Consider the following 24,219-nt stretch of genomic DNA (forward strand, 5'->3'; position numbering starts at 1 on the left):
TACTAGAAGTAGCGCAGGGCCACGTAGACCCACGCCATCACCGTGCTCATGACCGTGACGACGATCCCGTACCGGGTGAACTGCCAGAAGCTGATCCGGTTGCCGGTCTTGGCGGCGATGCCGATCGCGACCACGTTGGCGCTCGCGGCGACGGCCGTCCCGTTGCCGCCGAAGTCGGCGCCGAGAGCGAACGACCACCACAGCGCCTGCGCGGTCGTCGGGTCGGGCGCGCCCGCGGCCATCCCCTCCACGATCGGCGCCATGGTCGCCGCGTAGGGGATGTTGTCGAAGAAGGCGCCCAGCACGGCCGACCCGAACAGCAGGGCGGTGGCGGCGGCGAAGTAGTTGTCGCCCACCGCGTCCGCCGACCAGGTGCCGATCCTCTCGATGACGCCGGTGTGCCCGAGCCCGGCGACCATGATGAACAGCCCCATGAAGAAGACCAGGACGGGCCACTCCACCTCTTCGAGGACGTCGGAGACCTGGACGCGCGACACCAGCAGCATCACGCCCGCGCCGACGAGCGCGACGATGGACGGCTCGACGTGCACCACCGAGTGCAGCGAGAACCCGACGATGACGAGGCCGAGCACGACCAGGCACCGCGTCAGCAGCGCCGGATCGGTGATCGCCTTGCGCTCGTCCAGCGACATGACCTCGGAGGCGTACCGCTCGTCGTACCTGAAAGAGGAGCGGAACAGCACCCGCGCCAGCAGCACGAACGCGATGAACACGATCACGACGATCGGCGCCATGTGGACGAGGAAGTCGTTGAACGTCAGCCCCGCCCGGCTGGCGATGATGATGTTCGGCGGATCCCCGATCAGGGTCGCGGCGCCGCCGATGTTGGACGCCAGCACCTCGGCGATGAGGTAGGGGTGGGCCGGGATGCGCAGCCGGTTGCAGACCACCACCGTCACCGGCGCCACCAGCATGATCGTGGTGACGTTGTCCAGGAACGGCGACGCGATCGCGGTGATGAGCATCAGCATCACCAGCAGCCGGTAGGGCCTGCCCTTGGACCGCTTGGCCGCCCAGATCGCCAGGTAGTCGAAGAGCCCGGTGCCCTTGACGACCCCCACGATGACCATCATCCCGAACAGCAGGAAGATGACGTTCCAGTCGATCCCGTCGTGCTCGGAGAAGAAGACCTCGGCGCCGGGGGTGAGCCCGAGCACCGTCATCACTCCGGCCGCGATGAGGACGACCTTGACCTTGTCGACCTTCTCGGTCGCGATGAAGAAGAACGCGACCACGAACACGGCGAGCGCCGCGACCGCGGTCACCGAACGCCCTCTCGCCGGGGGGCCGCGGGGGAGGCGGGGCTCAGTCGCCGGGCCTGGCCAGCGCCAGCGCCGACAGCAGCCGGTCGAGCGTGACCGCGCCGGCCAGGAGCCCGGCCTCGTCCACCACGGCGACGAGGGGGCTGCGCTGCCGGGCCATCAGCGTGGCCAGTTCCAGCAGCGTCGCGGACGGTTTGACGATCACCGGGCGGGGAGTGGGCGTTGCGAGGCAGTCGCCGACCGTGAGGTCGCGGATCTCGTACCAGAACGTGTCGGCGTGGGCCTCGTCCACCGTCCGGGTCAGCGCCGGGTCCTCCTGGAAGGCGACGGGGACCGCCAGCCGCAGCACCTGGGTGCCGGGCAGGACGACGATCGGCCGCTGCGCCTCGTCGATCACGATCAGCCCGGGCAGCCGCCCGAGCGCCATGACCTGGATCGCGTGGGCGATGGAGTCGCCCAGGGTCACGGTCGGCACCTGTACGGCGATGTCCCGCGCTTGCATGGTGTCCTTTCGGCTTCCGGTAAGCCTGGTCCTCCGAGTGGATAGGGTCCTCCTTCTGGCGCCGGGGGCGGACCCGTCACGGGACGGCCTCCGCGGTGCCATGGGCGGGGGACGGTGCCCGCCGCCCGTTCGCCGTGCCATGTGTCCGCCCCTTTCGTCCTGCGGCTTCCAGTCTTTTCGGCGGCGGCGCGAGTCCCCATCGGGCGCGGCACCCATATCCGGGGGGAGGGATCATGTATTTGCTGGTGGCCGCGCGTCCTTCCCCGACCGCGCGCCTAGGATGAGGGCGAGACCGGACGGCGACACTCGGGAGGCCCGGTGCACACTCGGGAGTCCGCGACCCGGATCCTGCTCGCCGACGACCACGCGCTGGTGCGCCGGGGGCTGCGCCTGATCCTGGACGCCGAACCCGACCTGACCGTGGTGGCGGAGGCCGCCGACGGGGCGGAGGCGCTCGACGCGCTCGCCGCGGGCGGGGTCGACCTCGCGATCCTAGACATCGCGATGCCGCGGATGACGGGGCTGCAGGCCGCGCGGGAGGTCGGCCGCCGGTTCCCCGAGGTCCGGACGCTGATCCTGTCGATGTACGACAACGAGCAGTACCTGTTCGAGGCGCTGAAGGCGGGCGCGTCCGGCTACGTGCTGAAGTCCGTCGCCGACCGCGACCTGCTGCACGCCGTCCGCGCCGCGATGCGCGGCGAGCCGTTCCTGTACCCGGCCGCCGTGACCGCGCTGATCCGCGAGTACCTCTCCCGGGACCGGGGCGGGGAGGGGCCCGACGGCATCCTGACGCCGCGCGAGGAGGAGATCATCAAGCTGGTCGCGGAGGGGTACTCCTCCAAGCGGATCGCCGAGACCCTCACGATCAGCGTCAAGACCGTCGACCGGCACCGCGCGAACATCCTCGGCAAGCTCGGGATGCGCGACCGGCTGGAGCTGACGAAGTACGCGATCCGCGTCGGCCTCGTCGAGCCCTGACGGGCTGCGGGGCGGCGGGGCGGGGGGCTCAGCCGCGGCGGTCGCCGCGCGGCGGGACGACCAGCCGCACCTCGGTGCCGCCGCCGTCCGCCGGGCCGATCGTCAGCTGCGCGCCGATGAGCATCGCGCGCTCCCGCATGCCGTGGATGCCCGACCCCACCCTGGCGGGCGGCCCGGACCCGTCGTCCACCACGCGCAGGACGACGCGCCCGTCCGCGTCCTGGGCGAGCGACAGCTCGGCGTTCCGCGCCCCCGAGTGCCGCCACACGTTCGTCAGGCTCTCCTGCGCGATCCGGTAGACGACCAGCTCGGCGTCCGCGCCGAGGCCTTCCAGCCCGGACTGGACGCGGCGGGTCACCCGCGGGCCGCCCGTCCCGGAGAAGTCCGTGGCGAGGGCCGTGAGCGCGCTGGTCAGGCCCAGGTCGTCCAGGACGCCGGGACGCAGCCGCCGGGCGACGCGGCGCACCTCGTCCAGGCTGGACCGGACGGTCTCCTGGACGTCCCGCAGCTCCTCCGCGACCTCCTCCGGCGCACGGTCCACCACCGACCTCAGCCCGAGCAGCACGACGGTGAGGCTCTGCCCGATCTCGTCGTGGAGCTCCTGGGCGATGCGGCGGCGCTCCGCCTCCTGGGCGTCCAGCACGAGGGCGGTGCTGGAGCTGCGGTCGGCCTCCAGCCGGTCGAGCATCGCGTTGAACTGGTCGACCACATGGAACAGGTCGCCGTGCCCGCCGGGCGGCAGCCGGTCGCCGGAGCGCAGCGAGTCCAGGCGCGCCATCAGCGCGGTGAGCCCCGCCAGCGGCGCCAGGCTGGCGCGCAGCAGGAACGCGTTCGCCGCCACCATCACCGCCAGCCCGGCCAGCAGCACGAACAGCTCGCGCATCAGGATCGGCGTCGACACGGTGACGGGCCCCACCGCCAGCACGAGCGTGCCGATCACGAAGATCAGGCCGTTGATGCCGAGGATGCGCCAGAACAGCGCCGACGCGGGTGTCCTGCTCATGGGACCACGCCACCGCATGGGGGCGCGTTCTGTCCATGGAACCGGGTCACGGGGGGCACCCCTCAGAAGCCTCCGAAGTCGCCGCCTCCGCCTCCGAAGTCGCCCCCGCCTCCGAAGTCGCCGCCTCCGAAGTCGCCCCCGCCTCCGAAGTCGCCGCCTCCGAAGTCCCAGCCGCCGCCGATGTCGCCGTCGCCCCCGCCTCCGTCGCCGCCGCCGCCGAAGTCTCCGCCGTAGCCGCCCCAGCCGCCGCCCAGCATGGAGCCGAGCGCGGTGCCGATCAGCAGGCCGCTGAGCAGGTCCATCCCGCCGTAGCCGTAGTAGTAGCCCCCCGCGTAGGGGGCGTAGGCGGGTCCGGCGTTCCAGTACGGCCGCCGCTCCCCGCCCACCGGAACCATGCGGACGTCCGGGTCGCCGCCGCGCAGGACGGCTTCCGCGTCGGCCGCGCACGCCGGGACGGAACGGGCGGTGCCGCCGGGCGGCGCCCACGTCACGTCCTGGACGGACGGCCCGTGCTGCGGGTTGAAGAAGCACGGCGCGCGCCGCTCGGGCACGGGTTCGCCGGCGAGCCGGGCGCGCGTCGCGGTCATGAAGTAGCGGCCGTCTTCCAGCGCGGTGGTGACGTCCTGCATGTCCTGCGGGCGGGTGGCGCGCTCGGTCGCCTGCTTGGCCTGGTCGTAGGAGTTCATCGCGCGCTCGTAGTCGGCGCGGGTGTCGGGGTCGAGCCCGGTATCCATCACGTTCAGGTCGAGGCGGGCGATGTCCTCGCCGAGGAGGGTCACGTCCTCCTGCACACCGGCCTTGAGGTCGGCCATCTCGCGGGCCGCGCGCTCGCGCCGCTTCCTGCGTGCGGTGAGCATGACGCCCACGACGGCTCCCACCACCAGTACCAGCAGGCCGAGCAGCACGTACCCGACCGTCGCGCTGGACCTGGAGTCGCCGGCGGCCTTCTTCTCGGCGAGGTCGCCGAACTGGATCAGCCGCTGCTTGAGCGGGGCGCCCTCGGTGCGGGTGACCAGCTGGTTGATCTCCGCGCGGTCCAGCTTCTTGGAGATCGCGCCCATCCGGCCGCCGTCGGCGGTGACCGCGACGAAGGTCTCGCCCTTTCCGACGCGCTCGGCGACGGCCGGGAGCATCTGCCGGACCTGGGTGGAAGTGATGTCGTTGCGGACGACCACGGCGCGGATGTCGGCCTCGCCGTCGCCGCCCAGGGACGTCTCGATCTCGTTCCTGTCGGCCGGGGACAGCGGGTTCCCGGCGCCGCTCGTCACGTAGAGGCGTGAGTCGATCAGGCCCTTGGCGATCTGGCCCACGGTGTCGTCGGCCGGCGCCTTCGGGACCGCGGCCTGCGCCGCGAACCCCGCCTGGGCCGCGACCCCCGCCTGGGCCGCGACCCCCGCCTGGGCCGCGGTCTTCGGCGCCGTGACCTGTGCCGTGGCGGCGACCGCCGGGGCGGCCAGGGCGAAGGCCGGAGCGGCGACGGCGACGATGACCGCCGACACGGCGCCCCCGCGAGCCGCCCGGATCACCCTGTTCTCGGTGCTCATCTTCTCAGTCTGCCCACGTGGACGCGGCGATGCGTCGTTCGCGGGACGGATTTGAGGACATCCGGAATGGGGATCGCACCCCATCCGGCGGACCCCGGCCGGAAAGTAGGATGTCCGGCCGGCGTCCGGCGGCCCGGCGGCGGCGCCCTGGTCCCTGCACCGGCCGAGGGTGCCGTGCCGCCGGGCGCCGCGGTCAGCTGTCCTTGATCTCGCAGATCACCGCGCCCGCGGAGACCGTCTGGCCCACCTCCGCGGACAGGCCGGTGAGCGTCCCGGCCTTGTGCGCGGTCAGCGGCTGCTCCATCTTCATGGCCTCCAGGACCACGATGGTGTCGCCGGCCGCCACGGTCGCGCCCTCCTCGACTAGGAGCTTGACGATGGTGCCCTGCATCGGGCTGACCAGGGAGTCGCCGGACGCCTGCGCGGCGCCGCCCTTCTTGGCGCCGCGCCGCCTGGCGGGCGCCGAGCCGCCCGCGGCGGGGGCCGCGGAGGCGCCGAGCCCGGCGGGCAGCACGACCTCGATGCGGCGGCCGCCGACCTCGACGGTGACGCGCTCGCGCTCGCCCTCCGCCTCCTCGCCCGCCGGAGGAGCCTCGTAGGGCGGGATCCGGTTGTCGAACTCCGTCTCGATCCACCGGGTGTGGACGCTGAACGGGGTCTCGTCGTCCGCCGGGACGAACGCCGGGTCGTCCAGCACGGCCTGGTGGAACGGCAGGACGGTCGGCATGCCGTCGATGACGAACTCGGCGAGGGCGCGGCGGGAGCGCTCGACGGCCTGCCGCCGCGTCGCGCCCGTCACGATCAGCTTGGCGATCAGGGAGTCGAACGCCTGCGGGACGGTCTGCCCCGCCTCGTAGCCGGCGTCCAGGCGGACGCCGGGGCCCGTCGGGGGGTGCCAGGCGGTCAGGGTGCCGACGGCGGGCAGGAAGTTCCGCCCGGCGTCCTCGGCGTTCAGCCGGAACTCGATCGAGTGGCCGCGCAGCTCCGGGTCGCCGTAGCCGAGCTCCTCGCCGTCCGCGACGCGGAACATCTCGCGGACGAGGTCGACCCCGGCGACCTCCTCGGTGACGGGGTGCTCGACCTGGAGGCGCGTGTTGACCTCGAGGAACGAGATCGTGCCGTCCTGGCCGACGAGGAACTCGCACGTCCCGGCGCCGACGTAGCCGGCCTCCTTCAGGATCGCCTTGGAGGAGGAGTACAGCAGCTCCAGCTGCTCCTCGGACAGGAACGGGGCCGGCGCCTCCTCGACGAGCTTCTGGTGGCGCCGCTGGAGCGAGCAGTCGCGGGTGGACACGACGACCACGTTGCCGTGCTTGTCGGCCAGGCACTGCGTCTCGACGTGCCGGGGCTTGTCCAGGTACCGCTCGACGAAGCACTCGCCGCGCCCGAAGGCGCCCACGGCCTCGCGGACGGCCGACTCGTACAGCTCGGGCACCTCCTCCAGCGTCCGGGCGACCTTCAGGCCGCGGCCGCCGCCGCCGAACGCGGCCTTGATAGCGATGGGCAGGCCGTGCTCCTCGGCGAACGCGACGACCTCGTCGGCGCCCGACACCGGGTCGGCGGTGCCGGCGACCAGCGGCGCGCCCACCCGCTGCGCGATGTGCCGGGCCTGCACCTTGTCGCCGAGCGCGGTGATCGCCGCGGGCGGCGGGCCGATCCAGGTCAGCCCCGCGTTCTCCACCGCGGCGGCGAAGTCGGCGTTCTCGGCCAGGAACCCGTAGCCGGGGTGCACGGCGTCGGCGCCGGCCTCCGACGCGATCTTCAACAGCTTCTCGATGTCCAGGTAGCTCTCGGCCGCCGTCTGCCCGCCCAGGGCGAACGCCTCGTCGGCGACCCGAACGTGCAGCGCCTCCAGATCGGGCTCGGCGTACACCGCCACACTGACCAGCCCCGCGTCGCGGCAGGCACGGGCGATACGGACCGCGATCTCGCCGCGGTTGGCGATCAGGACTTTGCGCACGTGGGTCTCCTCCTTCAACCTCGCAGGCAGTCTAGATAACCGCGATCCCAGGTTTTCGTAAGCCCCTCCTTATAGGGGGCGCGGTCCCGGATAGCGGGAGGTTTCGCGAGAAAGCGGTACCCCCGAGGGGATCCCGGCTAGCGTCCGCTCCGTCTGATCAACGAACCCGCGGAACGACCCCCGTGCGGGTGTGAGAGGAGCCACCGTGGCCGAGAAGAAGACGTCCGCAGCCAGGGAGCGGGCCGGTGCGAGCCGGCTCTCCGCGGTGAGGGCGCCCGGCAGGCGCACAGCGATCATCGTCGCGGTGCTGCTGGTCGTCGTGGGATGGCCGGTGCTGAGCGCGCTGCTCGGCGGTTACGAGCGGACCAGCGGCGGCGAGATCGCCGTCGTCCGCAACGGCGGGTTCTTCGACAACAACAGGATCCGGCAGGTCATCGACCCAGGCTCCGGCCGCGTCTGGATCGGGCTCTACTCGCAGGTCCACAAGTACCCGGCCCAGCAGCGCTTCTACACGATCACCTCGGACGCGAGGAAGGGCGAGGAGTCCGGCGTGGACGTCGTGACCGTGCCCAGCTCGGACGGCGTCAACATGGGCATCGAGGGGACGCTCTACTTCACCCTCAACCAGGACCACAAGGCCCTCAGGCGGTTCGACGACAAGTACGGCACCCGCAAGTTCCGCAGCGCGGACGGCGGCACCTACAACGTCTACGACGGCGACAAGGGCTGGTCGGCGTTCCTCGACCAGATCGTCCGGCCGGTGATCGACAACGACCTGCGCAGCCAGATCAACAGCTTCCGGTGCGCCGAGCTCGTCTCCTCCTGCGCCCTCGTGCAGAACTCCTCCGCGCCGAAGAACGTCCAGACCGCCGGGCAGCAGGCGCAGAGCAACAACGGCAACATCGCCAAGGTGCAGAACGCCATCAACACGAGCCTGGCCACCGACCTGGAGCAGACGCTCGGCGGCGAGTTCGTCACCAACATCCACTTCAACCTGGTGCGGGTCACCCTGCCGTCGAAGGTGCAGGACGCGGTGGACCGCGCGCAGGCCGCGTTCGCGCAGATCAGCGAGGCGCAGGCGAAGGTCGCCTCGGCCAAGGCGGAGGCCGCGGCCAACAAGGCCCGCCAGGACGGCTACAACAAATGCCCCACCTGCGCGAGGATCGAGGAGCTGAAGGCCCTCCCGCAGGGCATCACGGTCTACGCGCCCGGCAACCCGAACGGCTCCCTCCTGCGGGACTGACGGGCACCGGGACGGGGCGCGGGGCGCCGGGACGGGGCGCGCGGGCGGCGAGGGCGGACGGACGAGGATGAACCCGCCATGGAGGCGGGAGGCGGCGCGGTGGGCGCGGAGCGGAGGCGGTCGTGCGGTTCCTGATCGTTCTGGCGGAGCTGGCGGTGGCGGTCACGGCGGTCGTCCTGCTGTTCTACGCGTTCACCGGCCGCTCGTCGCCGAGCCGGGCGCAGCTGGAGAGCGGCGCCCGGTGGGAGACGCACACCGAGTCGTCGGACGGCGTCACCACGGTCGTCGTCCGGCGCGTCTCCCGCGGCGATTCCGGCGACGTGCTCGCCGAGACCGGCCGCCAGACGGTCGCCGCCATCCCGGACGCCGACCCGCAATGGGAGGACCGTTACCACGAGGCCATGGCCCAGGCCCGCTCCCGCGTCGCCGCATTGGAGAGCGAAACGGACTGATCCGGCGTTCCGTCCGGGGACCTTCCGTGTAATCTCGGCTCCGACCCACCAGCCCCTGATCATCGGGAGAGGCCGATGGTTCGCCCGTGGCCCCGGGCCGGACTGGCGGTCGTCCTGGCCGCGTGCCTGCTGGCGCCCTCGTCCGGCGTGCGCGGTGAGACGCCCGTCGTCGAGGACTACGTCACCCGCCAGCTGACCGTCGCGGCCAGCACCTACCTGGAGCGCCGCTCCGAGGCCCTCGTGCGCGGGGCCGACCGGGACCGCCGCACCGCGCCCACGGAGGTCCTCGGCGTGCGGATCTCCCCGTCGCTGGTGCGGACGCAGGAGAAGGCCGTCCAGGAGCTGGAGACCCGCAACCGCGCCCCCGTCGAGGGCGGCCCCGCCTACACCGGCGCCCGCACCCGCCTGGACGGGGGCCGCGCCGTCCGCACCGGGGACCGCATCACGCTGGAGGCGGTCGAGCACACCGAGATGCGCTACGGCAGCGGGAAGGTCACCCAGTCGGTGCGGCGCCGGTTCGAGTTCCGCGCGACCGGGGAGCAGATCACGATGGTCGGCGAGCGCGTCCTCGACCCGGGGGCGCACCCGGTGAACGACCCCCTCGACGAGGGCCGCTGACACGCTGGTCTTCCCTTTCCGCCGGGACCCGGCATTCGGTCCCGGAAACCGCTCTGAAACTCTCTTGACGCGCAGTAATTATGCTCGTCACAAGCCATGCCGCCCTGGCTTGTGTGGCCACATCCGGACAGGCCACGATGGCGGGAATATGGCCGTTTCGACGGGGGATCCCAGGGGTGACGCTGGCTGGATGTGATCGGTGGGGCGTAGGCTGGCGCCATTCCTGCGGCAGAGCGTGGAAACGTTCCAACCATCAGCGAGGAAAGGGCCGGGGCGATGGGTGACAAGCGCGGCGCCAACCTGGGCGAGCTAGAGGAACTGTCCCGCATCTTCAGCAAGCACTCCCGCAACCTCGACGCCCTCATCAAGGACCTCAACGGCCGCACCGTGAGCAGCAGCGCCGCCTGGTGGGGCCCCGGCGCCGACCGCTTCCGCGCCGCCTGGGCCGAGGCCAAGACCGCCTTCGACAAGATGGCCGTCGCCCTCGAACAGGGCAGCCAGGACATCCGCAGGTCCCAGCAGAACATCGAGGCCGCCACGCGCTGACAGCCTCCCGCGAGCCGCGGGTCCCGGCCCATCCCCCCGAGGCCGGGACCCGCCTCTTTTTCCACCCACCCGACTCCGGCCCGACGTCCTTGCGCCGGGCGGGCCATCGTGCGGCGGCTCTCGCCCGGCGGCTCTCGCCCGGTGGCCTCCGGCCCGGCCGTGGTCAGTCGGTCCTGCCCGCGGGGGCGTCGGTGCTCACCGGGGGCGGCAGCGCCACCTGGATCCGGGTGGTGACGCCCGCGGCGACGAACAGGCCGCGGCCCGTGGGCCCGCCCAGCGGCGCGTTGCGGGGCAGCCGCAGGCCGAACAGGTCGCCGTCGTCCGGCGAGTCCACCGACAACAGCACCCCGGAGCGGGAGCGGCGGGTGTCGGACAGGAAGCCCCGGTAGCCGCGCCCCAGGTCGTCGGTGGTGCCGCCGATGACGACCGCGTGCTCCCCGTCGCGGGCCGTGCGCAGGACGCCGCTCAGGGCGTCGTCCAGCTCCGTCTCGTCCAGGAGTTCGGCGTCGTCCACGACCACGGCGTAGCGGTGCTCGTCGCCGATCGCCCGTTCGAGGTCGTCGGCGCCCGAGTCGGAGGTGAGCACGCCGAGCACGCCCGGCCGGCCCGACAGCAGCCGGAGCGGGGACCGCCGCGGCGTCACCAGGACGACCGGGACGAGCCCGCCGCCGACCGCCGGATCGAGCAGCGAGTGGACGATCGTCCGCAGCGTCGTCGAGCGCCCCGAGCGGGGCGGCCCGGCGACCGCGAACCCCGGTCCCTCGCCCAGCAGGTCGATCCCGACCGGCGCGAGCGTGTCGCCGCCGACGCCGACCAGCGCCCACAGCGCCGACGGGGCGAGGAACTCCGGGTCGAGCGACATCGCCTCCCGGTAGGTGACGCGGACGGGCAGCTCGTCCACGTGCAGGGGGCCCCGGCGGCGCGGCAGCCTGCCGTAGCGGGACACGCAGGTGCGGGCGATCTCCTGGAGGGCGGCGACCTGGGCCGCGCCGGACGCGTCGTCCCCGAGGACCGCGATCTGCGACTCGCGGGGCGGCGCGCCGGGCCCGGCCGGTTCGAGGGCGCGGCCGGGCGGCATCTCGGCCGGGATCTGCTTGTCGCGCAGGCCGCCGTAGCCGTAGTCGTTCGGGTCGGCCATGCGCAGGATGAGGCGGCGGTCGAAGACGGTGGAGACCTGGCCGCCGAGCCCGGAGCGGTCGCCGGTGAACACCGCGCGCAGGCCGGCCGCGGCGCCCTCGCGCAGCAGCCGGACGACCTGGTCCACGAGGCGCCCGTAGTCGTAGTGCTCGAACGCGCCGAGGAAGCCCTCCCAGCGGTCGAGCAGCAGGACCATCCACGGGAGGCGGTCGGTGGCGGCGACGGCGGCGCGCTGCTCGGCCACGGAGGAGAACCCCGCCTCGGCGAGCACCTGCTGGCGGCGGGCGACCTCGGCCGTGAGCGCGGTGAGCAGCCGCTCGCAGCGGTCGAGCTGGTCGCGGGTCACGACGGCGCCGCAGTGCGGCAGCGAGACCAGCGGGAGCAGCGCGTTCGCGCCGCAGTCGACCGCGTACAGGTGGGCGTCGTAGGGGGAGCAGGCGCCCGCGAGGGACCCGGCGATCGTGCGCAGCGCCGTGGACCGGCCCGACTGCGCGGACCCGGCGATGTAGAGGTGGCCGCCGGAGGTCAGGTCGAGCGTCAGCTCCTCGCGGGACTGGACGGCGGGCAGGTCCGTGACGCCGAACGGGATCGGCGGGACGTCCACGACCGAGCCGCCCGCGGCGGTGCGCGACGCCAGCGCGACCCGTTCGGGCAGCGGGCTCAGCCACGGCGACGGCTGCCGCGCGATCCCGTCGCGGCGCGCGGCCTCGTCGACCGCCTGGACGAGGACGGCGAGGTCGGTGGCGGGCACCGAGTCGTCGCCCGCCTCGCGCGGCCCGGGCAGCGGATGGCCGAGGCCCTGCCAGGGGAGCGGGTGGACGGTCGGACCGGCGGAGCCGGCCCCGGCCCCGGGGCGGCGGCCCCCGATCCGCGCCGACTGCACGGCCTGCGGCGAGGACACCCCGGAGCGGACGTAGCAGCGTCCGGGGGTGGACTTGGAGATCTGCGCGGCGTCGGGGGAGTCGAGCACGTCGGCGGACTCGTCCGGGTCCGTGACGCGCAGCGCGACGCGCAGGTTGGTGTTGGCGCGGATGTCGGCGGTCACGACCCCGGCGGGGCGCTGCGTGGCGAGGATCAGATGGACGCCGAGGGACCGGCCCCGGCGCCCGATGTCGACCAGGCCCGCCACGAAGTCGGGCAGTTCGGTGACCATGGCGGCGAACTCGTCGATCACGAGGACGAGCCGCGGCATGGCCGCCCGCCCCGGATCGGACGGGCGCAGGTCGTCGTAGTCGTCGATGTCCTTGGCGCCCGCGCCGAGGAGGATCTCCTCGCGGCGGCGCAGCTCGGCGGCGAGCGACTCCAGGGCGCGCTCGGTGGCGTGCCCGTCCAGGTCGGTGACCATGCCGACGGTGTGGGGGAGGTTCGCGCAGTCCTTGAACGCCGCGCCGCCCTTGTAGTCGATGAGGACGAACGTCATCTCGTCCGGGCGGTTGGCCACGGCGAGCGAGGCGATGAGGGTCTGGAGCAGCTCCGACTTGCCCGCGCCGGTGGTCCCGGCGATGAGACCGTGGGGCCCGTCCACGCGCAGGTCGATCTCGTAGCGGCCGCCCGAGGCGAGGCCGATCGGGACGCGGGTCGTGCGCCCGCCCGTCCTGCTCCACGACTGGAGGACGTGCTCGGCGGTGGGCTCCGGCATGTCGAGGACGTCCAGGAGCCGCACGTCGGAGGGGAGCGCGTCCTCGGCGTCCTCGCGGGACACGTCCCGGACGGGGGCCAGGGCGCGGGCCACCCGGTCGGTCCAGGTCGGGGAGACCTGGTCGGCGAGGACGGGGCCGACGGCGTCAAGGCCCTGCCCCCGGAGCAGGAGCGTCGAGTGCCGGTGCGTGTCCCAGGCGGCGACGACGCTGCACTCCTCGGGGAGCATCCGCTCTTCGTCGTCCACGCAGATGGCGTAGAGCCCGTACTCGGCGCCGCGCGACAGCAGCATCGGCATCCCCGGTATGCGGCGCAGCGCGCGGGCGCCGTCCAGGACGATCAGGATGTTGTACGGGACGGCGTCGGCCGGCCGCGCGCCCTGCCCGAAGAACGACGACTCGGCCTGCGCCGCCCGCCGCCGCTCGGTCACCCGGATCGCCAGCTCGGTGACGCGGTGCGCCGCCGACTCGGGGTCGGTGCCGACGAGGGCCACGCAGTCCTCGCCCTCGCGCGGCGCGCAGTGCGGCAGCCAGCGCACCCAGTTCCACTCCTCGCCCGCGTGCGGGTCCGCCGACAGCACGACGACGGCGAGGTCGCGGGGGCTGTGCAGGGCCGCGGCCTGCGCGACCATCCAGCGGGCCAGGGCACGGGACGCGTGCCGGGGACCGGTCAGCCCGACGACGCCCAGCTCGGTGAGGGGCAGTGCCACTGGGACCTGCCGGGCCGTCGGGATCCGGATGGCGTCCCCCGCCTGGGAGGACGCGCCGTCGCGCCCGGCGGGCTCGGCTCCGGTGCTTCCGGCGGGCCCCGCACCGGCGGGCGCCGTGCTCCCCGTGGGCGCGGCGTCGCCGGTCAGCTCGACCCGGGCGGGCAGGTCGGCGAGGCCGAGCCGCAGGTGCAGGACGTCGGGGTCGTCGCGGCGGCGCTCCCACAGCCGGCGCCGCGGCCCCGTCGCGGTCAGCAGCACCTCGGCCGGGTCGGGGTGCAGCGTGCGGCGCTCGGCCTCGTCCTCGCGCCGCAGCCGCTCCAGCTCGCCGTCGAACTCGCCCGCCTTCTGGTGGTACTCCTTCAGCGACCGCTTGTAGGACTTGCGGCCGTGCATCCGGTCGCCGACCCACTCGCCGAGCGTCATCACGGGCCAGGCCAGCGCGAACAGCGCCCACCACCACTGGCCGAGCCCGAACGCCATGGCGAGCCCGAACGCCGAGAACAGCAGCGCGCCGAACAGCCGGAGCCGCTCGCGCGGGTTGCGCTCGGGCCGCTTCGGGACCTCCAGCGTCCGCGTCCGCGGCGGCCGGTTCAGCCGCGGGGGCCGGTTGAACGCGAGGCCGCCCTCCGGCAGCGGCTCCAGGTGGGTGTCGGGGGCGGCGCACGGCGCGAGCGTGAGCACGCTGGCCCCCACCGTCAGCGGCGCGCCCATCGGCCACGCCGTCTTCGCGCCGAGGGGCGTTCCGTCCAGGAGGACGGACCCCTGCATCGTCAGGGCGGACGCCTCGACCTGGACGGCCGCGCGCCCGACCGTGAGCCGCAGGGACCTGGCCGGGACGGACGGGTCGTCCAGCACCACGTCGACGTCGTTCCCGGACCCGATCGTGCTGACGCCGAGACCCAGCCGGTGCACGGAGCCGGCCGCCGGGCCGCCGGCGACCCGCACCTCGACCAGCCCGGTCGGCTCGGTGAGCACGGTCGCGGCGGCGCCGCGCCGCTCGACCGCGACGACGGCGCCGTCCCGCAGCTCCTTCACCGCGAGGGCCTGCGGGTCCAGCATGCGGCCGTCCATCCAGAGGGCCCTGCGCGTGCCCCTGGACCGCAGCGCGTCCTTGGAGAAGCGCGGCCCGGGGACGGCGGGGCGGCCCTCCAGGGTGGCGGCGAGGGTCTGGGCGACCCCGTCCACCGTGGCCTCGGAGTCGACGTTCAGCACGACGTCGCGCGGGCCTCCGCCGGTCAGCGCCGTGAACGAGATCCGCATCCGAGCCCTCCGACGTCCTCGGGACAACCGGGCCTAGCTTAATTACCCGTTCGCTCCGCCATCCGGGAAGCGGCCACGACCGCCTTCAGGGCGTCGTCCAGCGGCGTCGGGGACATCCCGAAGGCCGACTCGAACGCCGAAGAGTCCAGGATGTACGGCTTGTCGAACTGGTACCGGGTCTCCCGCAGCTCCCTGGCCATCGGCGAGAACCACCCGGCCGCGTGGAACACCGGGCGGGGCACCTCGTAGACGCGCGGGGCGGGCGCCCCCGCGATCTCGCAGAGCCGCTCGCCGACCTCGACCGTGGACACCGCGGGACCGGTGGGGATGTGCCAGGGCCGCCCCCAAGCGCGCTCGTCGGTCCCGGCGATGGCGAGGGCCTGCGCGACGTCCGGCAGGTACGTCCACGCGTGCGGGACGGACGGGTCGCTGAAGTAGGGGACGCGCTTGCCCGCCAGCAGCGGCTTCACGAACCGCGCCTCGCCTATGTAGGCCTGGTCGGTGCTGCCCGGCCCGTAGTAGTCGGATCCGCGCAGCTCGGTGGCCCTGACCCGGCCCGCCTTGTGCGCGGCAAGGGCGTCCTGCCACATCTTCGCCCGCACGCGTCCCTTGGTGCCGGTGGCGGCGAGGGGCAGGTCCTCGGTCATCGGCCCGTCGACAGGGCCGTACCCGTACAGGCAGCTCAGAGTGACGAGGACGGCCCCGGTGTCCTCGGCGGTGCCGAGGAAGGACGAGGCCATCGGCGGCCAGTCCCGCACCCAGCGGTGGTACTGCGGATTGACGCAGTTGTAGAGGGCGTCGGCGCCGTTGGCGACCCGGGTGAGGCGCTCCCGGTCGGCGACGTCCGCCGCGACCCGCTCGACCCCTTCCGGTCCCGACCCCGAACGCGTCACGACGACGACGTCGTGCCCCCTTCCGGTAAGCAGTTCGGCGAGGTGCGTCCCGACCTGCCCGGCTCCGACGATCACGTGCCTGCCCATGGTTGTCTCCTGACGGTCTGTGTTCGGTGGCGTGTGTTCGGTGATCCGGGGCTCCGCCTCAGGCGGAGCCCTCGACGTGGTTCTTGAGGGCTGCCAGACGGGCCTCGTGGCCCGCGCGGAGCCTGCGCTCCCCGTAGATCAGCCGGATCAGCGGGCCGCTCAGGGACTCCTGCATGGTCACGCGGGTCCGGCCGCCCTCGCCGGCCAGGACCATGCGGTCCACGGCCCGGTAGAGGGCCAGGAAGGTGCCCGTCCAGCTCAGCTCCCGGCCCGGCTCCACCACGGCGAACCGGGACCGCAGGGGCGTGCCGGCCTGGCTCCAGCGGAACTCCCGGCCCGGCTCGACGGCCTCCAGCGCGCGCAGCCGGAAGTCGGGCGACCACGCCTCCCAGCCGCGCAGGTCGGCCAGGACCTCCCAGACCCGCGCGGCCGGCGCGTCGATCAGGACGCTGGAGGCGCTGGTGACCGGCGCGGACTCGTCGATGCGTCCGCGCAGCGCGTACTCGTCGTGCAGGGTGGCGAGGCTCGGCATGGGAGGGCTCCTTGTTCAGTGCTCCGTTACGAGAGCAATGCTCTCTTTCGAGAGCAGTGTTGTCAAGAGCGGTGCTCTCGAATCAGCGCGGCGCTCTGCTAACCTCCCGGAGGACGAGAGCGAAGGGGGCGCGCGGCCGCCCCCTAGGGGAGGCGGGCATGAGCACGGGTCGGACGGCGCGCGAACGGGTCAGGGCGGAGCTGGTCCGGGAGATCACTGAGATCGCGAGACGGCAGCTCGCCACCGAGGGGGCCGCGGGGCTCTCGCTGCGCGCGGTGGCCCGCGAGATGGGCATGGTCTCGTCGGCGATCTACCGGTACTTCCCGAGCCGCGACGACCTGCTGACGGCGCTGATCATCGACGGCTACAACGCCGTCGGGGAGGCCGTCGAGCGCGCCGACGCGAAGGCCGCCGCCAGCGCGGAGGCGGGCGGGTTCGGCGGGCGGTGGCTCGCCGTGTGCAGGGCCGTCCGGGAGTGGGCCCTCGCGCACCCGCACGAGTACGCGCTGCTCTACGGTTCGCCGGTGCCCGGCTACAAGGCGCCGCAGGACACCGTCGCCGCCGCCGTGCGCGACACCCTCGTCATGGCGCGGATCGTCTCCGAGGCGCACGCGGCCGGGGCCATCGACCCCGCCGGGCCCTGCCCGCCGCCCCCGCCCGCGATCGCCGAGGACATGGCCCGCGCCCGCGGCATGCTCCCCATGGACGTCCCCGACGACGTCATGGCGCGGGCGTTCACCGCGTGGGCCGCTTTGTACGGGACGGTCAGTTTCGAATTGTTCGGCCAGTACGAGAACGTGATCGAGGAACGGGCCGCCTATTTCGACCACACGATGGCGCTGCTCGCGCGTCTCATCGGCCTGGAACCGTGACACGGCAGGCCTTCCGGGCACCCGGCCTCGGGGTCAGTGACAGATGTGACTGGTGGTAAGTGGCCATGTGATCCGTGAATTCCCAGGTCACCGCGCTCCGCCCGGATATGGAGGCGCTTGCCTCCACCGAATCCATTGACGTGACCTCGCCGCCCCCGCGAGCATGGATCGCCCGATGACGCGGACTCCGGTGGGACGGGGGCGGCGTCCGGGCGGGAAGGAGCGCGTGAGCAGCGCGATGAAGGCCAACCAGTCGACCATCTCCGGCGGAGGCGCGGCGGGCTCGTCCGGCGGGACGGCCGGGCTCGGCCGGTCGGGGCTCGGCACCTCGGGCGGCCAGCGGCTCCCGGCGTCGCCGCGCGAGCGCAAGCCGGCGCTCGCCGCCCTGGCGGTGCTGCTGATCCTCGGCGGCGCCCTCGCCAGCGCCTACCTCGTGATGGCGAGCGGCGAGCGGGTCTCGGCGATCCGGATCGCGCAGCCGGTCGCGGCCGGGCAGCGGATCCCGGCCGGCGCCCTCGAAGAGGTACAGATCGGCGACACCGGTATCCAGTACTTGAAGTGGTCGGAACGGGCGAAGGTGGGCCAGTACTTCGCGGCCGTCCCGCTCGTGAAGGGCGCGCTGCTGACCAACTCCATGATCAGTCCCGCCGACGCCCCCGCCAGCGGCCGGCTCGTCGTCGGGCTCGCGCTCAAGCCGGGCCAGATGCCCTCCGGCGACGTCGCCCGCGGCGCGCACGTCACCCTGTTCGCGGTCGGCGGCGGCACGGGCGGCGGGCCGCGCGCCGGTACCGTCCTCGCGCGGGACGCGGTCGTCCTGAACGTCGGCGGCGGCGACGGCGGCGGCCCGACGCGGCTGCGGTCCGAGCAGACGAGCGTCGACGTCGCCGTGCTCCCGGCCGACGCGGCGCGGGTGACGCAGGCGGCCTCCGCCGGGACGGTCGCGCTCGCGCTGATCCCGCCCGGCGCGAACGTCTCCGTCCCGCCCGCCGCGCCCGAGGGGCAGCAGGACGGCGGCTCGGGCGTCCAGCCCGTCCCCGGAGCCGGCACCCCGGGCCCGGGCGGTACGGGCACGGGCGGTACGGGCACGGGCGGCACCCCAGGCACGGGTGGTAACTGACGGTGGCTCTCATCGCGCTCGCGGCCGACAAGGGGGCGCCGGGCGTCACGACCGCGGCGGTCGCGCTCGGCGCCGTGTGGCCGCGCCCCGTGCTCGTCGCCGAGTGCGACCAGGCGGGCGGCGACCTCGTCTACCGGCTGCCGGCAGCCCAGCCGGACGGCGACGCCGACGGCATGCTCAACCCCTCCCGGGGGCTGCTCAGCCTCGCCGCCACGGCCCGCCGGGGGCTGCGCCCCGACCAGGTCGCCGAGCACTGCCAGCGCCTCCTGGGCGGGCTCGACGTGCTCGTCGGCGTCACCAACGCCGAGCAGGCCCAGGCGATGACGTGGCTGTGGGGGCCGCTCGGCCGGGCGTTCGCCGGCCTCGCCCCCGTCGACGTGATCGCCGACTGCGGGCGGATCGGCGCGGCCAGCCCGCTGATCGACCTGATGCACGAGGCCGACCTCGTCGTCCTGCTCACCAGGGCCACCCTGGAGCAGGTCGCCCACCTGCGCGAGCGCGTCGCCGCGCTGACCGCCGAGCTGCGCGGCGGGCCGCCCGTCGGCGTCCTGGTGCTCGCCGACCCGCGCGACTTCCGCGGCTCCATCGCCGAGGTCGACCGGATCCTCGCGGTCGCGCGCGGCCGCGCCGGCGACGTCGCGCCGGGGCCCCCGCCGCCGGACGTCACCGTCCTCGGCGGCCTGGCCCTCGACCCGAAGGGCGCCGACCTGCTGTCGGGGAGCTGGGGCGGCCGGCTGGACCGCTCGCTGCTGATCCGGTCGGCGCGCGAGGTCGCGGGCGAGCTCGCCGGGCGCCTCCCCGCCCCGTCCACCGGCTCACCCGCCCAGTCCCCCGCGGCGCCACCCGCCGCCCGGGACGTCCCGCCCCCGCCGAGGACGCCCGAGCAGCAGGCGCGGCAGCAGTCGCACCCGCAGGTGCCGCACGTGCCCGCCGGCGGGCACGAGGAGGGGAGGCGCTAGATGGACCACGCGCTGGTCAAACGCCTCCGTCAGGAGGTCGGCGACCGCCTGGCGCGCCAGCGCCGGCTGGACGCCGCCAACGGGCTGCCGCCGATGTCCGGCGAGGACGAGCGGCAGTTCGCCCGCGCGCTCATCGGCCAGGTGCTGGAGGAGTTCGCGCGCGGCGAGATCACCTCGGGGCGCCGGCCGCCGAACGCCGAAGAGGAGGAGGCGCTCGCCGCCGGGGTGCACGCGGCGCTGTTCGGCGTCGGCAGGCTCCAGCCCCTGCTGGAGGACCCCGAGATCGAGAACATCGACGTCAACGGCTGCGACCGCGTGTTCATCGGCTACGCCGACGGCCGCGAGGTCATGGGCGAGCCGGTCGCCGAGAGCGACGAGGAGCTGGTCGAGCTGATCCAGATCCTCGCCGCCTACAGCGGGCTGTCCTCGCGCCCGTTCGACACCGCGAACCCGCAGCTCGACCTGCGGCTCCCGGACGGGTCGCGGCTGTCGGCGGTGATGGACGTGACCGTCCGCCCGGCGCTGTCGATCCGCCGCGCCCGCCTCGGCAAGGTGTTCCTCGCCGACCTGGTCGGCAACGGCACGTTCACGCAGGAGGTCGGGCAGTTCTTCCGCGCCGCCGTGCACGCCCGCAAGAACATCATGATCGCCGGCGCGACGAACGCGGGGAAGACGACGCTGCTGCGCGCCGTCGCCAACGAGATCCCGCCGCACGAGCGGCTCATCACCGTCGAGCGCGCCCTCGAACTCGGCCTCGACGCGTTCCCCGAGCTGCACCCGAACTGCGTGGCGTTCGAGCAGCGGCTGCCGAACTCCGAGGGCCAGGGCGCGATCTCGATGGCCGAGCTGGTCCGCCGGTCGCTGCGGATGAACCCGTCCCGGGTGATCGTCGGCGAGGTCCTCGGCGACGAGATCGTCACGATGCTCAACGCGATGACGCAGGGCAACGACGGCTCGCTGTCGACGATCCACGCCAACTCCTCGGCGGAGGTGTTCAACCGCGTCGCCACCTACGCGATCCAGTCCGAGGAGCGGCTGCCGGTCGAGGCGACCCACATGCTGATCGCGGGCGCGATCGACTTCGTCGTGTTCATCCAGAAGCGCAACGACTACGTCTCCGGGGGGCGGCTGCGCCGCTACGTGGCCAGCGTCCGGGAGGTCACCGGCGTGGACGGGCGCGTCCTGTCCTCGGAGGTGTTCGCGCTCGGGCCCGCCGGATACGCCGTCCCCGCGGCCCCCATCGCGTGCATCAACGACCTCGCCGAGCACGGCTACGACCCGTCCGCCGGGGGTGCCTGGTGACGTGCGGGGGTGACGGCTGATGTACGCGCCGGACGTGCTGCTCGCCGTCGTCACCGGCGCCGCGGTCGGCGGCGGTGTCCTGCTGCTGGTCGTCGCACTGCGCGGGCTGCCGCCGCGCAGGGGGCCCGCAAGGGGCCGCAGCCGCGAGGATCTGGTCCGCACGCTCACCACCCGCACCGCGCTCGCCGTCATCATCGGCACCGTCGTGCTGATCGTGACGCGCTGGCCGATCGCCGCCGCGGGCACCGGCGCGCTCGTCCTCGCCTGGAACGGGCTGGCGGGCGGCGCCGCCGAGGAGCGCAGGGGCATGGCGCGCCTGGAGGCCCTCGCCGCGTGGACCGAGTCGCTCCGCGACACCATCGCCGGGGCCGTCGGGCTCGAGCAGGCCATCCCCGCCTCGCAGCGCGCCGCCGGGCCCGCCCTCCAGCAGCCGCTGCGCAACCTCGTCGACCGGCTGCACACCCGCGTGCCGATGCCGGAGGCGCTGCGCCGGTTCGCCGACGACCTGGACGACCCGTCCGCCGACCTGGTGATCGCCGCCCTCGTCCTGAACGCCAAGCTGCGCGGTCCCGGTCTGCGCGACATGCTGAGCGCCCTCGCGAACTCCGCCCGCGCCGAGCTCGACATGCGGCGCCGCGTGGAGGCCGACCGCCGGGCGACCAGGCGCAGCGTCCGGATCGTCGTCGCGGTCTCCGTCGGGACGGCCCTGGCGCTCGCCGTGTTCAACCACTCCTACGTCGAGCCGTACGACGACGTGCTCGGGCAGCTCGTCCTGTGCATCGTCGTCGCCCTGTACGGCGCCGCGTTCCTGTGGCTGCGCCGCCTCTCCCGGTACGAGATGCCCGGACGGTTCCTCAGCGAGCGGCGCGGGGCCGCCCAGCCCGGCGTCCCCGGCGAGGTGCCGAGCACCGTCGCGGGCTGGCAGGGCCGGACCGCCGAGGGCGGTGGCGCCCCGTGAACGCCGCGATGATCGCCGGCGCCGTCGTCGGGCTCGGCCTGTACGTGCTGGTCCGGGCGCTGTTCCCGCCGCGTCCCGGCCTCGCCGCGCGGATGGCCGCGCTCGACGCCGCCCGCCGCCGCGACCTGGAGGAGCAGCGGGCCGGGACGGCGTCGCCGACGCTGGACCGGGTCGGCGGGACCAGGGGGAGGATCGGGCGGGAGCTGGCGCGGTTCTGCGAGTCGCGCGGCTGGCGGCTGCGCTCGGTCCGCGCCGACCTGGCGATCACCGAGCGGTCGCTGGAGGCGTTCCTCGCCACCAAGTTCCTGCTGCCCGCCGCCGCGCTGCTGTTCATCCCGCTGATCGTCGCCTACTTCGCGCTGCTCGGACTCGGCTCGTCCGTCGCCGTCCCGGTGTGGATCTGCGTGCTGTTCGCCGCCCTGTTCTTCTTCTTCCCCGACATGCAGCTCCGGCAGGAGGCGCAGGCGCGCCGGCAGGACTTCCGCCACGTCGTCGGCGCCTTCCTCGACCTGGTCTCGATGAACCTCGCGGGCGGCCGCGGCGTCCCCGAGGCGCTGATGACCGCCTCGAACGTCGGCGAGGGCTGGGCCATGCACCGCATCCGGGACGCCCTGTCCAACGCCCGCATCACCGGCCAGACCCCCTGGCAGGCGCTCGGCGGCCTCGGCGAGGAGCTCGACGTCGCCGAGCTGCGCGACCTCGCCGGGGCGCTCGCGCTCGTCTCCGACGACGGCGCCCAGGTCCGCAAGTCCCTCGCCGCCCGCGCCGCGTCGATGCGCAGCCGCGAGCTGTCGGAGCTGGAGGGCAAGGCGGGCGAGCGCTCCCAGTCGATGCTGATCGCGCAGCTGTTCCTGTGCGCCGGCTTCCTGATCTTCCTCGCCTATCCGGCCCTGATGCGGGTGCTCGCCTCATGACCTCTCAGCCCCGACCGTCCCGACGAACGCCCCCTGGAGGTGTCACGATGAGTCCGCTCAATCCCCTGAACGACCCGGCCGTCGTCTACTTGCGCGCCCTGCTCGGCACCCGGCTGGCGCGGTTGCGAGACGAGGAGGAGCGCTGCCGGGGCGCGTCCGCGATCGAGTGGGCGATCATCACCGCGATCCTCGCGCTGATCGCGATCACGATCGGGGCGGTGATCCAGAAGAAGATCCAGGACAAGGCCAACAGCATCAACACGGGCTGACCGCCGTGCGGCCCAGGGAACCCGGCGCCTCCGGCGACGCCGGCGCCTCGTCGATGGAGTGGGCGCTGCTCACCCCGGTCCTCATCCTGCTGATGCTCTCGGCGGTGCAGTTCGCCATGGTCTTCCACGCCCGGCACGTCGCGCTCGCGGCGGCGCAGTCGGGCGCCCGCGTCGCGCGCACGTCGCCGGTCGGCGGCGGCTGGGAGGGCGCGGCGACCGCCAAGGCGTCCGGCAGCGTGCGCGAGATCGGCCCCGGCCTGCTCAGCGGGCTCCAGGTGCGGGCGGGGGAGGAGGACGACGAGCGCTGGGTCGAGGTGAGCGGGGAGGCCGTCCAGGTCGTCCCGTTCATGAGGTTCCACGTGTCGCAGCGCTCGCAGGGCCCGATCGAGTGCTTCCGTCCCGACGTCGGCCCGGGGACGGCCTGCCAGCGGGGAGCCGGCTGATGAGGGCCCGCGCTCCACGCCCCGCGGACGACGGGGGCTCCATGTCCCTGGAGATGGTGCTCGTCACGCCCATCTTCGTCGCGTTCCTGCTGTTCCTCGCCGGCGCCGGGCGGATGGTGGACGCCAAGAGCCAGGTCGACGGCGCCGCGCGGGACGCCGCCCGCGCCGCGTCCATCGCCCGCAGCGCCGGCTCCGCGCAGAGCCTCGCCGCCGACACGGCCTCCGCCGGGCTGCGCGGCACCGCCTGGTGCTCGGGCGGCCCCAGCGTGCAGACCGACGTGTCCCGCTGGGGGCCGGGCGGCAGCGTCGGCGTGACCATCACCTGCGACGTCGACCTCGGCGACCTGGCGTTCATCGGGCTGCCCGGCAGCAAGCGGCTCCAGGGCCGCGCGATCGCCCCCGTCGACACCTTCACCTTCCGCGGCACCGACGGCGACGCGCCGGAGGGCGCCCCATGACGAGACCACCCGCCGTGACCAGCGCGCGCGCCGCGAGCGAGGCACGGCCCGTGGGCGAGCCGCGGGCCGCGGGCGAGGCGCGCGACCGGGGCACGATCGCGATGTACACGGTCCTGTTCACCCCCATCGTCATCCTGCTGGCCGGGCTGCTCGTGGACGGCGGGCTCGCCATCCACGCGCGCCAGCGCGCCGCCGACATGGCGGAGCAGGCCGCCCGCGCCGGGGCGAACCAGATCGACACCGACGAGCTGCGGCGGACCGGCAAGCCCGTGCTCGACCCGGGCAGGGCCCGCGCGGCGGCCTGCGACCTGCTCGCCTCCTACAGCGACCAGGTCACCGGGACCCAGTGCGACGCCGACGAGCAGGAGGTCGCCGTCAGCGTGCGGATCGGCGTCCGGCCGCAGCTGCTCGGGATCATCCCGGGGTTCGGCGAGTTCGAGATGACCTCCAGCGCGACCGCCCGCCCCGTCACGGGCGTACCGGGAGGAATCAACCCGTGAGCATCAGCGAGAACGCATCTACGATGAGGACGACGTCCGGAG

The 24,219-nt window shown here is 74.0% G+C and carries 23 protein-coding genes; 15 read left to right on the forward strand and 8 right to left on the reverse strand.

Features of this window, described 5'->3' with window-relative positions:
• Nucleotides 1-2: 2 nt before the first annotated feature.
• Together FKD65_RS29590 and FKD65_RS29595 are read right to left on the reverse strand one after the other, a co-directional pair.
• The gene (locus tag FKD65_RS29590; protein ID WP_141580954.1) at nucleotides 3-1,286 is read right to left on the reverse strand and encodes an SLC13 family permease; all 1,284 of its coding nucleotides are present in this window, start codon (nucleotides 1,284-1,286) and stop codon (nucleotides 3-5) included.
• Nucleotides 1,287-1,326: 40 nt separating this feature from the next.
• The gene (locus FKD65_RS29595; RefSeq protein ID WP_141580956.1) at nucleotides 1,327-1,785 is read right to left on the reverse strand and encodes a CBS domain-containing protein; all 459 of its coding nucleotides are present in this window, start codon (nucleotides 1,783-1,785) and stop codon (nucleotides 1,327-1,329) included.
• A gap of 318 nt (nucleotides 1,786-2,103) precedes the next feature.
• Between FKD65_RS29595 and FKD65_RS29600 the strand changes: the two genes are divergently transcribed.
• Complete coding sequence (locus FKD65_RS29600; RefSeq protein WP_141580958.1) at nucleotides 2,104-2,763, forward strand: response regulator transcription factor; 660 nt, start codon at nucleotides 2,104-2,106, stop codon at nucleotides 2,761-2,763.
• A gap of 28 nt (nucleotides 2,764-2,791) precedes the next feature.
• Here FKD65_RS29600 and FKD65_RS29605 read toward each other — a convergent pair whose 3' ends face one another.
• From FKD65_RS29605 to FKD65_RS29615, 3 genes are all read right to left on the reverse strand, one after another.
• A complete protein-coding gene (locus FKD65_RS29605; protein ID WP_168221239.1) occupies nucleotides 2,792-3,766 on the reverse strand; it encodes a sensor histidine kinase in 975 nt (324 codons plus the stop codon).
• A 62-nt stretch (nucleotides 3,767-3,828) separates the two neighbouring features.
• Nucleotides 3,829-5,310 (reverse strand): hypothetical protein, encoded by a 1,482-nt coding sequence (locus FKD65_RS44505; RefSeq protein WP_168221240.1) that lies wholly within the window; start codon nucleotides 5,308-5,310, stop codon nucleotides 3,829-3,831.
• Between the two features lie 193 nt (nucleotides 5,311-5,503).
• Entirely contained in the window at nucleotides 5,504-7,270 is a 1,767-nt protein-coding gene (locus tag FKD65_RS29615; RefSeq protein ID WP_141580963.1) for a biotin carboxylase N-terminal domain-containing protein, read from the reverse strand.
• 205 nt (nucleotides 7,271-7,475) lie between these two features.
• On the opposite strand from FKD65_RS29615, the gene FKD65_RS29620 reads away from it, so the two are divergent.
• The 4 genes from FKD65_RS29620 to FKD65_RS29635 all read left to right on the forward strand — a co-directional run bounded on the left by FKD65_RS29620 (nucleotide 7,476) and on the right by FKD65_RS29635 (nucleotide 10,129).
• Entirely contained in the window at nucleotides 7,476-8,513 is a 1,038-nt protein-coding gene (locus tag FKD65_RS29620) for an SPFH domain-containing protein (RefSeq protein WP_240809660.1), read from the forward strand.
• Between the two features lie 122 nt (nucleotides 8,514-8,635).
• The gene (locus tag FKD65_RS29625; protein WP_141580965.1) at nucleotides 8,636-8,965 is read left to right on the forward strand and encodes a hypothetical protein; all 330 of its coding nucleotides are present in this window, start codon (nucleotides 8,636-8,638) and stop codon (nucleotides 8,963-8,965) included.
• Between the two features lie 75 nt (nucleotides 8,966-9,040).
• Nucleotides 9,041-9,583 carry a hypothetical protein gene (locus FKD65_RS29630; protein WP_141580967.1) on the forward strand — a complete coding sequence of 181 codons (543 nt, stop codon included), beginning with the start codon at nucleotides 9,041-9,043 and terminating at the stop codon, nucleotides 9,581-9,583.
• 276 nt (nucleotides 9,584-9,859) lie between these two features.
• On the forward strand, nucleotides 9,860-10,129 hold the full coding sequence (locus FKD65_RS29635; protein ID WP_141580969.1) for a WXG100 family type VII secretion target: 270 nt from the start codon (nucleotides 9,860-9,862) through the stop codon (nucleotides 10,127-10,129).
• 163 nt (nucleotides 10,130-10,292) lie between these two features.
• On the opposite strand, the gene FKD65_RS29640 is transcribed toward FKD65_RS29635, so the two are convergent.
• The 3 genes from FKD65_RS29640 to FKD65_RS29650 are packed head-to-tail and all read right to left on the reverse strand — an operon-like array spanning nucleotide 10,293 to nucleotide 16,385.
• Nucleotides 10,293-14,873, reverse strand: a complete 4,581-nt coding sequence (locus FKD65_RS29640) for an FtsK/SpoIIIE domain-containing protein (protein ID WP_141580971.1) — start codon at nucleotides 14,871-14,873, stop codon at nucleotides 10,293-10,295.
• Between the two features lie 38 nt (nucleotides 14,874-14,911).
• Nucleotides 14,912-15,853 carry an NAD-dependent epimerase/dehydratase family protein gene (locus tag FKD65_RS29645; protein ID WP_141580973.1) on the reverse strand — a complete coding sequence of 314 codons (942 nt, stop codon included), beginning with the start codon at nucleotides 15,851-15,853 and terminating at the stop codon, nucleotides 14,912-14,914.
• A gap of 58 nt (nucleotides 15,854-15,911) precedes the next feature.
• The gene (locus tag FKD65_RS29650; protein ID WP_141580975.1) at nucleotides 15,912-16,385 is read right to left on the reverse strand and encodes an SRPBCC domain-containing protein; all 474 of its coding nucleotides are present in this window, start codon (nucleotides 16,383-16,385) and stop codon (nucleotides 15,912-15,914) included.
• Between the two features lie 158 nt (nucleotides 16,386-16,543).
• Here FKD65_RS29650 and FKD65_RS29655 point away from each other — a divergent pair, with 158 nt between their 5' ends.
• From FKD65_RS29655 to FKD65_RS29700, 10 genes are all read left to right on the forward strand, one after another.
• The gene (locus FKD65_RS29655) at nucleotides 16,544-17,257 is read left to right on the forward strand and encodes a TetR/AcrR family transcriptional regulator (RefSeq protein WP_141580977.1); all 714 of its coding nucleotides are present in this window, start codon (nucleotides 16,544-16,546) and stop codon (nucleotides 17,255-17,257) included.
• A gap of 226 nt (nucleotides 17,258-17,483) precedes the next feature.
• On the forward strand, nucleotides 17,484-18,374 hold the full coding sequence (locus FKD65_RS29660) for a hypothetical protein (RefSeq protein WP_141580979.1): 891 nt from the start codon (nucleotides 17,484-17,486) through the stop codon (nucleotides 18,372-18,374).
• Nucleotides 18,375-18,376: 2 nt separating this feature from the next.
• A complete protein-coding gene (locus FKD65_RS29665) occupies nucleotides 18,377-19,333 on the forward strand; it encodes a hypothetical protein (protein ID WP_240809661.1) in 957 nt (318 codons plus the stop codon).
• On the forward strand, nucleotides 19,334-20,635 hold the full coding sequence (locus tag FKD65_RS29670; RefSeq protein ID WP_141580981.1) for a CpaF family protein: 1,302 nt from the start codon (nucleotides 19,334-19,336) through the stop codon (nucleotides 20,633-20,635).
• A gap of 19 nt (nucleotides 20,636-20,654) precedes the next feature.
• On the forward strand, nucleotides 20,655-21,593 hold the full coding sequence (locus FKD65_RS29675; protein WP_141580983.1) for a type II secretion system F family protein: 939 nt from the start codon (nucleotides 20,655-20,657) through the stop codon (nucleotides 21,591-21,593).
• A complete protein-coding gene (locus FKD65_RS29680; RefSeq protein ID WP_205718285.1) occupies nucleotides 21,590-22,507 on the forward strand; it encodes a type II secretion system F family protein in 918 nt (305 codons plus the stop codon). The genes FKD65_RS29675 and FKD65_RS29680 overlap by 4 nt, the downstream gene beginning before the upstream one ends.
• Nucleotides 22,508-22,554: 47 nt before the next feature.
• On the forward strand, nucleotides 22,555-22,776 hold the full coding sequence (locus tag FKD65_RS29685; protein ID WP_089314798.1) for a Flp family type IVb pilin: 222 nt from the start codon (nucleotides 22,555-22,557) through the stop codon (nucleotides 22,774-22,776).
• Between the two features lie 5 nt (nucleotides 22,777-22,781).
• A complete protein-coding gene (locus FKD65_RS29690; RefSeq protein ID WP_240809662.1) occupies nucleotides 22,782-23,219 on the forward strand; it encodes a TadE family protein in 438 nt (145 codons plus the stop codon).
• 41 nt (nucleotides 23,220-23,260) lie between these two features.
• On the forward strand, nucleotides 23,261-23,677 hold the full coding sequence (locus tag FKD65_RS29695) for a TadE/TadG family type IV pilus assembly protein (protein WP_141580985.1): 417 nt from the start codon (nucleotides 23,261-23,263) through the stop codon (nucleotides 23,675-23,677).
• Nucleotides 23,674-24,177, forward strand: coding sequence for a TadE/TadG family type IV pilus assembly protein (locus FKD65_RS29700; RefSeq protein ID WP_240809663.1), 504 nt, complete (start codon nucleotides 23,674-23,676; stop codon nucleotides 24,175-24,177). The genes FKD65_RS29695 and FKD65_RS29700 overlap by 4 nt, the downstream gene beginning before the upstream one ends.
• Nucleotides 24,178-24,219: the final 42 nt, after the last annotated feature.

The sequence above is a fragment of the Actinomadura sp. WMMA1423 genome, assembly GCF_006547145.1.
In the GTDB taxonomy this organism is placed as follows: domain Bacteria; phylum Actinomycetota; class Actinomycetes; order Streptosporangiales; family Streptosporangiaceae; genus Spirillospora.

What these genes read in the sequence shown, in the direction of transcription:
- FKD65_RS29630 (WP_141580967.1), top strand. Translation starts at nt 9,041, where the DNA reads ATGGTTCGCCCGTGGCCCCGGGCCGGACTGGCGGTCGTCCTGGCCGCG.
- FKD65_RS29640 (WP_141580971.1), bottom strand. Translation starts at nt 14,873, where the DNA reads ATGCGGATCTCGTTCACGGCGCTGACCGGCGGAGGCCCGCGCGACGTC.
- FKD65_RS29635 (WP_141580969.1), top strand. Translation starts at nt 9,860, where the DNA reads ATGGGTGACAAGCGCGGCGCCAACCTGGGCGAGCTAGAGGAACTGTCC.
- FKD65_RS29670 (WP_141580981.1), top strand. Translation starts at nt 19,334, where the DNA reads ATGGACCACGCGCTGGTCAAACGCCTCCGTCAGGAGGTCGGCGACCGC.
- FKD65_RS29675 (WP_141580983.1), top strand. Translation starts at nt 20,655, where the DNA reads ATGTACGCGCCGGACGTGCTGCTCGCCGTCGTCACCGGCGCCGCGGTC.
- FKD65_RS29595 (WP_141580956.1), bottom strand. Translation starts at nt 1,785, where the DNA reads ATGCAAGCGCGGGACATCGCCGTACAGGTGCCGACCGTGACCCTGGGC.
- FKD65_RS29695 (WP_141580985.1), top strand. Translation starts at nt 23,261, where the DNA reads ATGTCCCTGGAGATGGTGCTCGTCACGCCCATCTTCGTCGCGTTCCTG.
- FKD65_RS29650 (WP_141580975.1), bottom strand. Translation starts at nt 16,385, where the DNA reads ATGCCGAGCCTCGCCACCCTGCACGACGAGTACGCGCTGCGCGGACGC.
- FKD65_RS29685 (WP_089314798.1), top strand. Translation starts at nt 22,555, where the DNA reads ATGAGTCCGCTCAATCCCCTGAACGACCCGGCCGTCGTCTACTTGCGC.
- FKD65_RS29605 (WP_168221239.1), bottom strand. Translation starts at nt 3,766, where the DNA reads ATGAGCAGGACACCCGCGTCGGCGCTGTTCTGGCGCATCCTCGGCATC.
- FKD65_RS29700 (WP_240809663.1), top strand. Translation starts at nt 23,674, where the DNA reads ATGACGAGACCACCCGCCGTGACCAGCGCGCGCGCCGCGAGCGAGGCA.
- FKD65_RS29645 (WP_141580973.1), bottom strand. Translation starts at nt 15,853, where the DNA reads ATGGGCAGGCACGTGATCGTCGGAGCCGGGCAGGTCGGGACGCACCTC.
- FKD65_RS44505 (WP_168221240.1), bottom strand. Translation starts at nt 5,310, where the DNA reads ATGAGCACCGAGAACAGGGTGATCCGGGCGGCTCGCGGGGGCGCCGTG.
- FKD65_RS29655 (WP_141580977.1), top strand. Translation starts at nt 16,544, where the DNA reads ATGAGCACGGGTCGGACGGCGCGCGAACGGGTCAGGGCGGAGCTGGTC.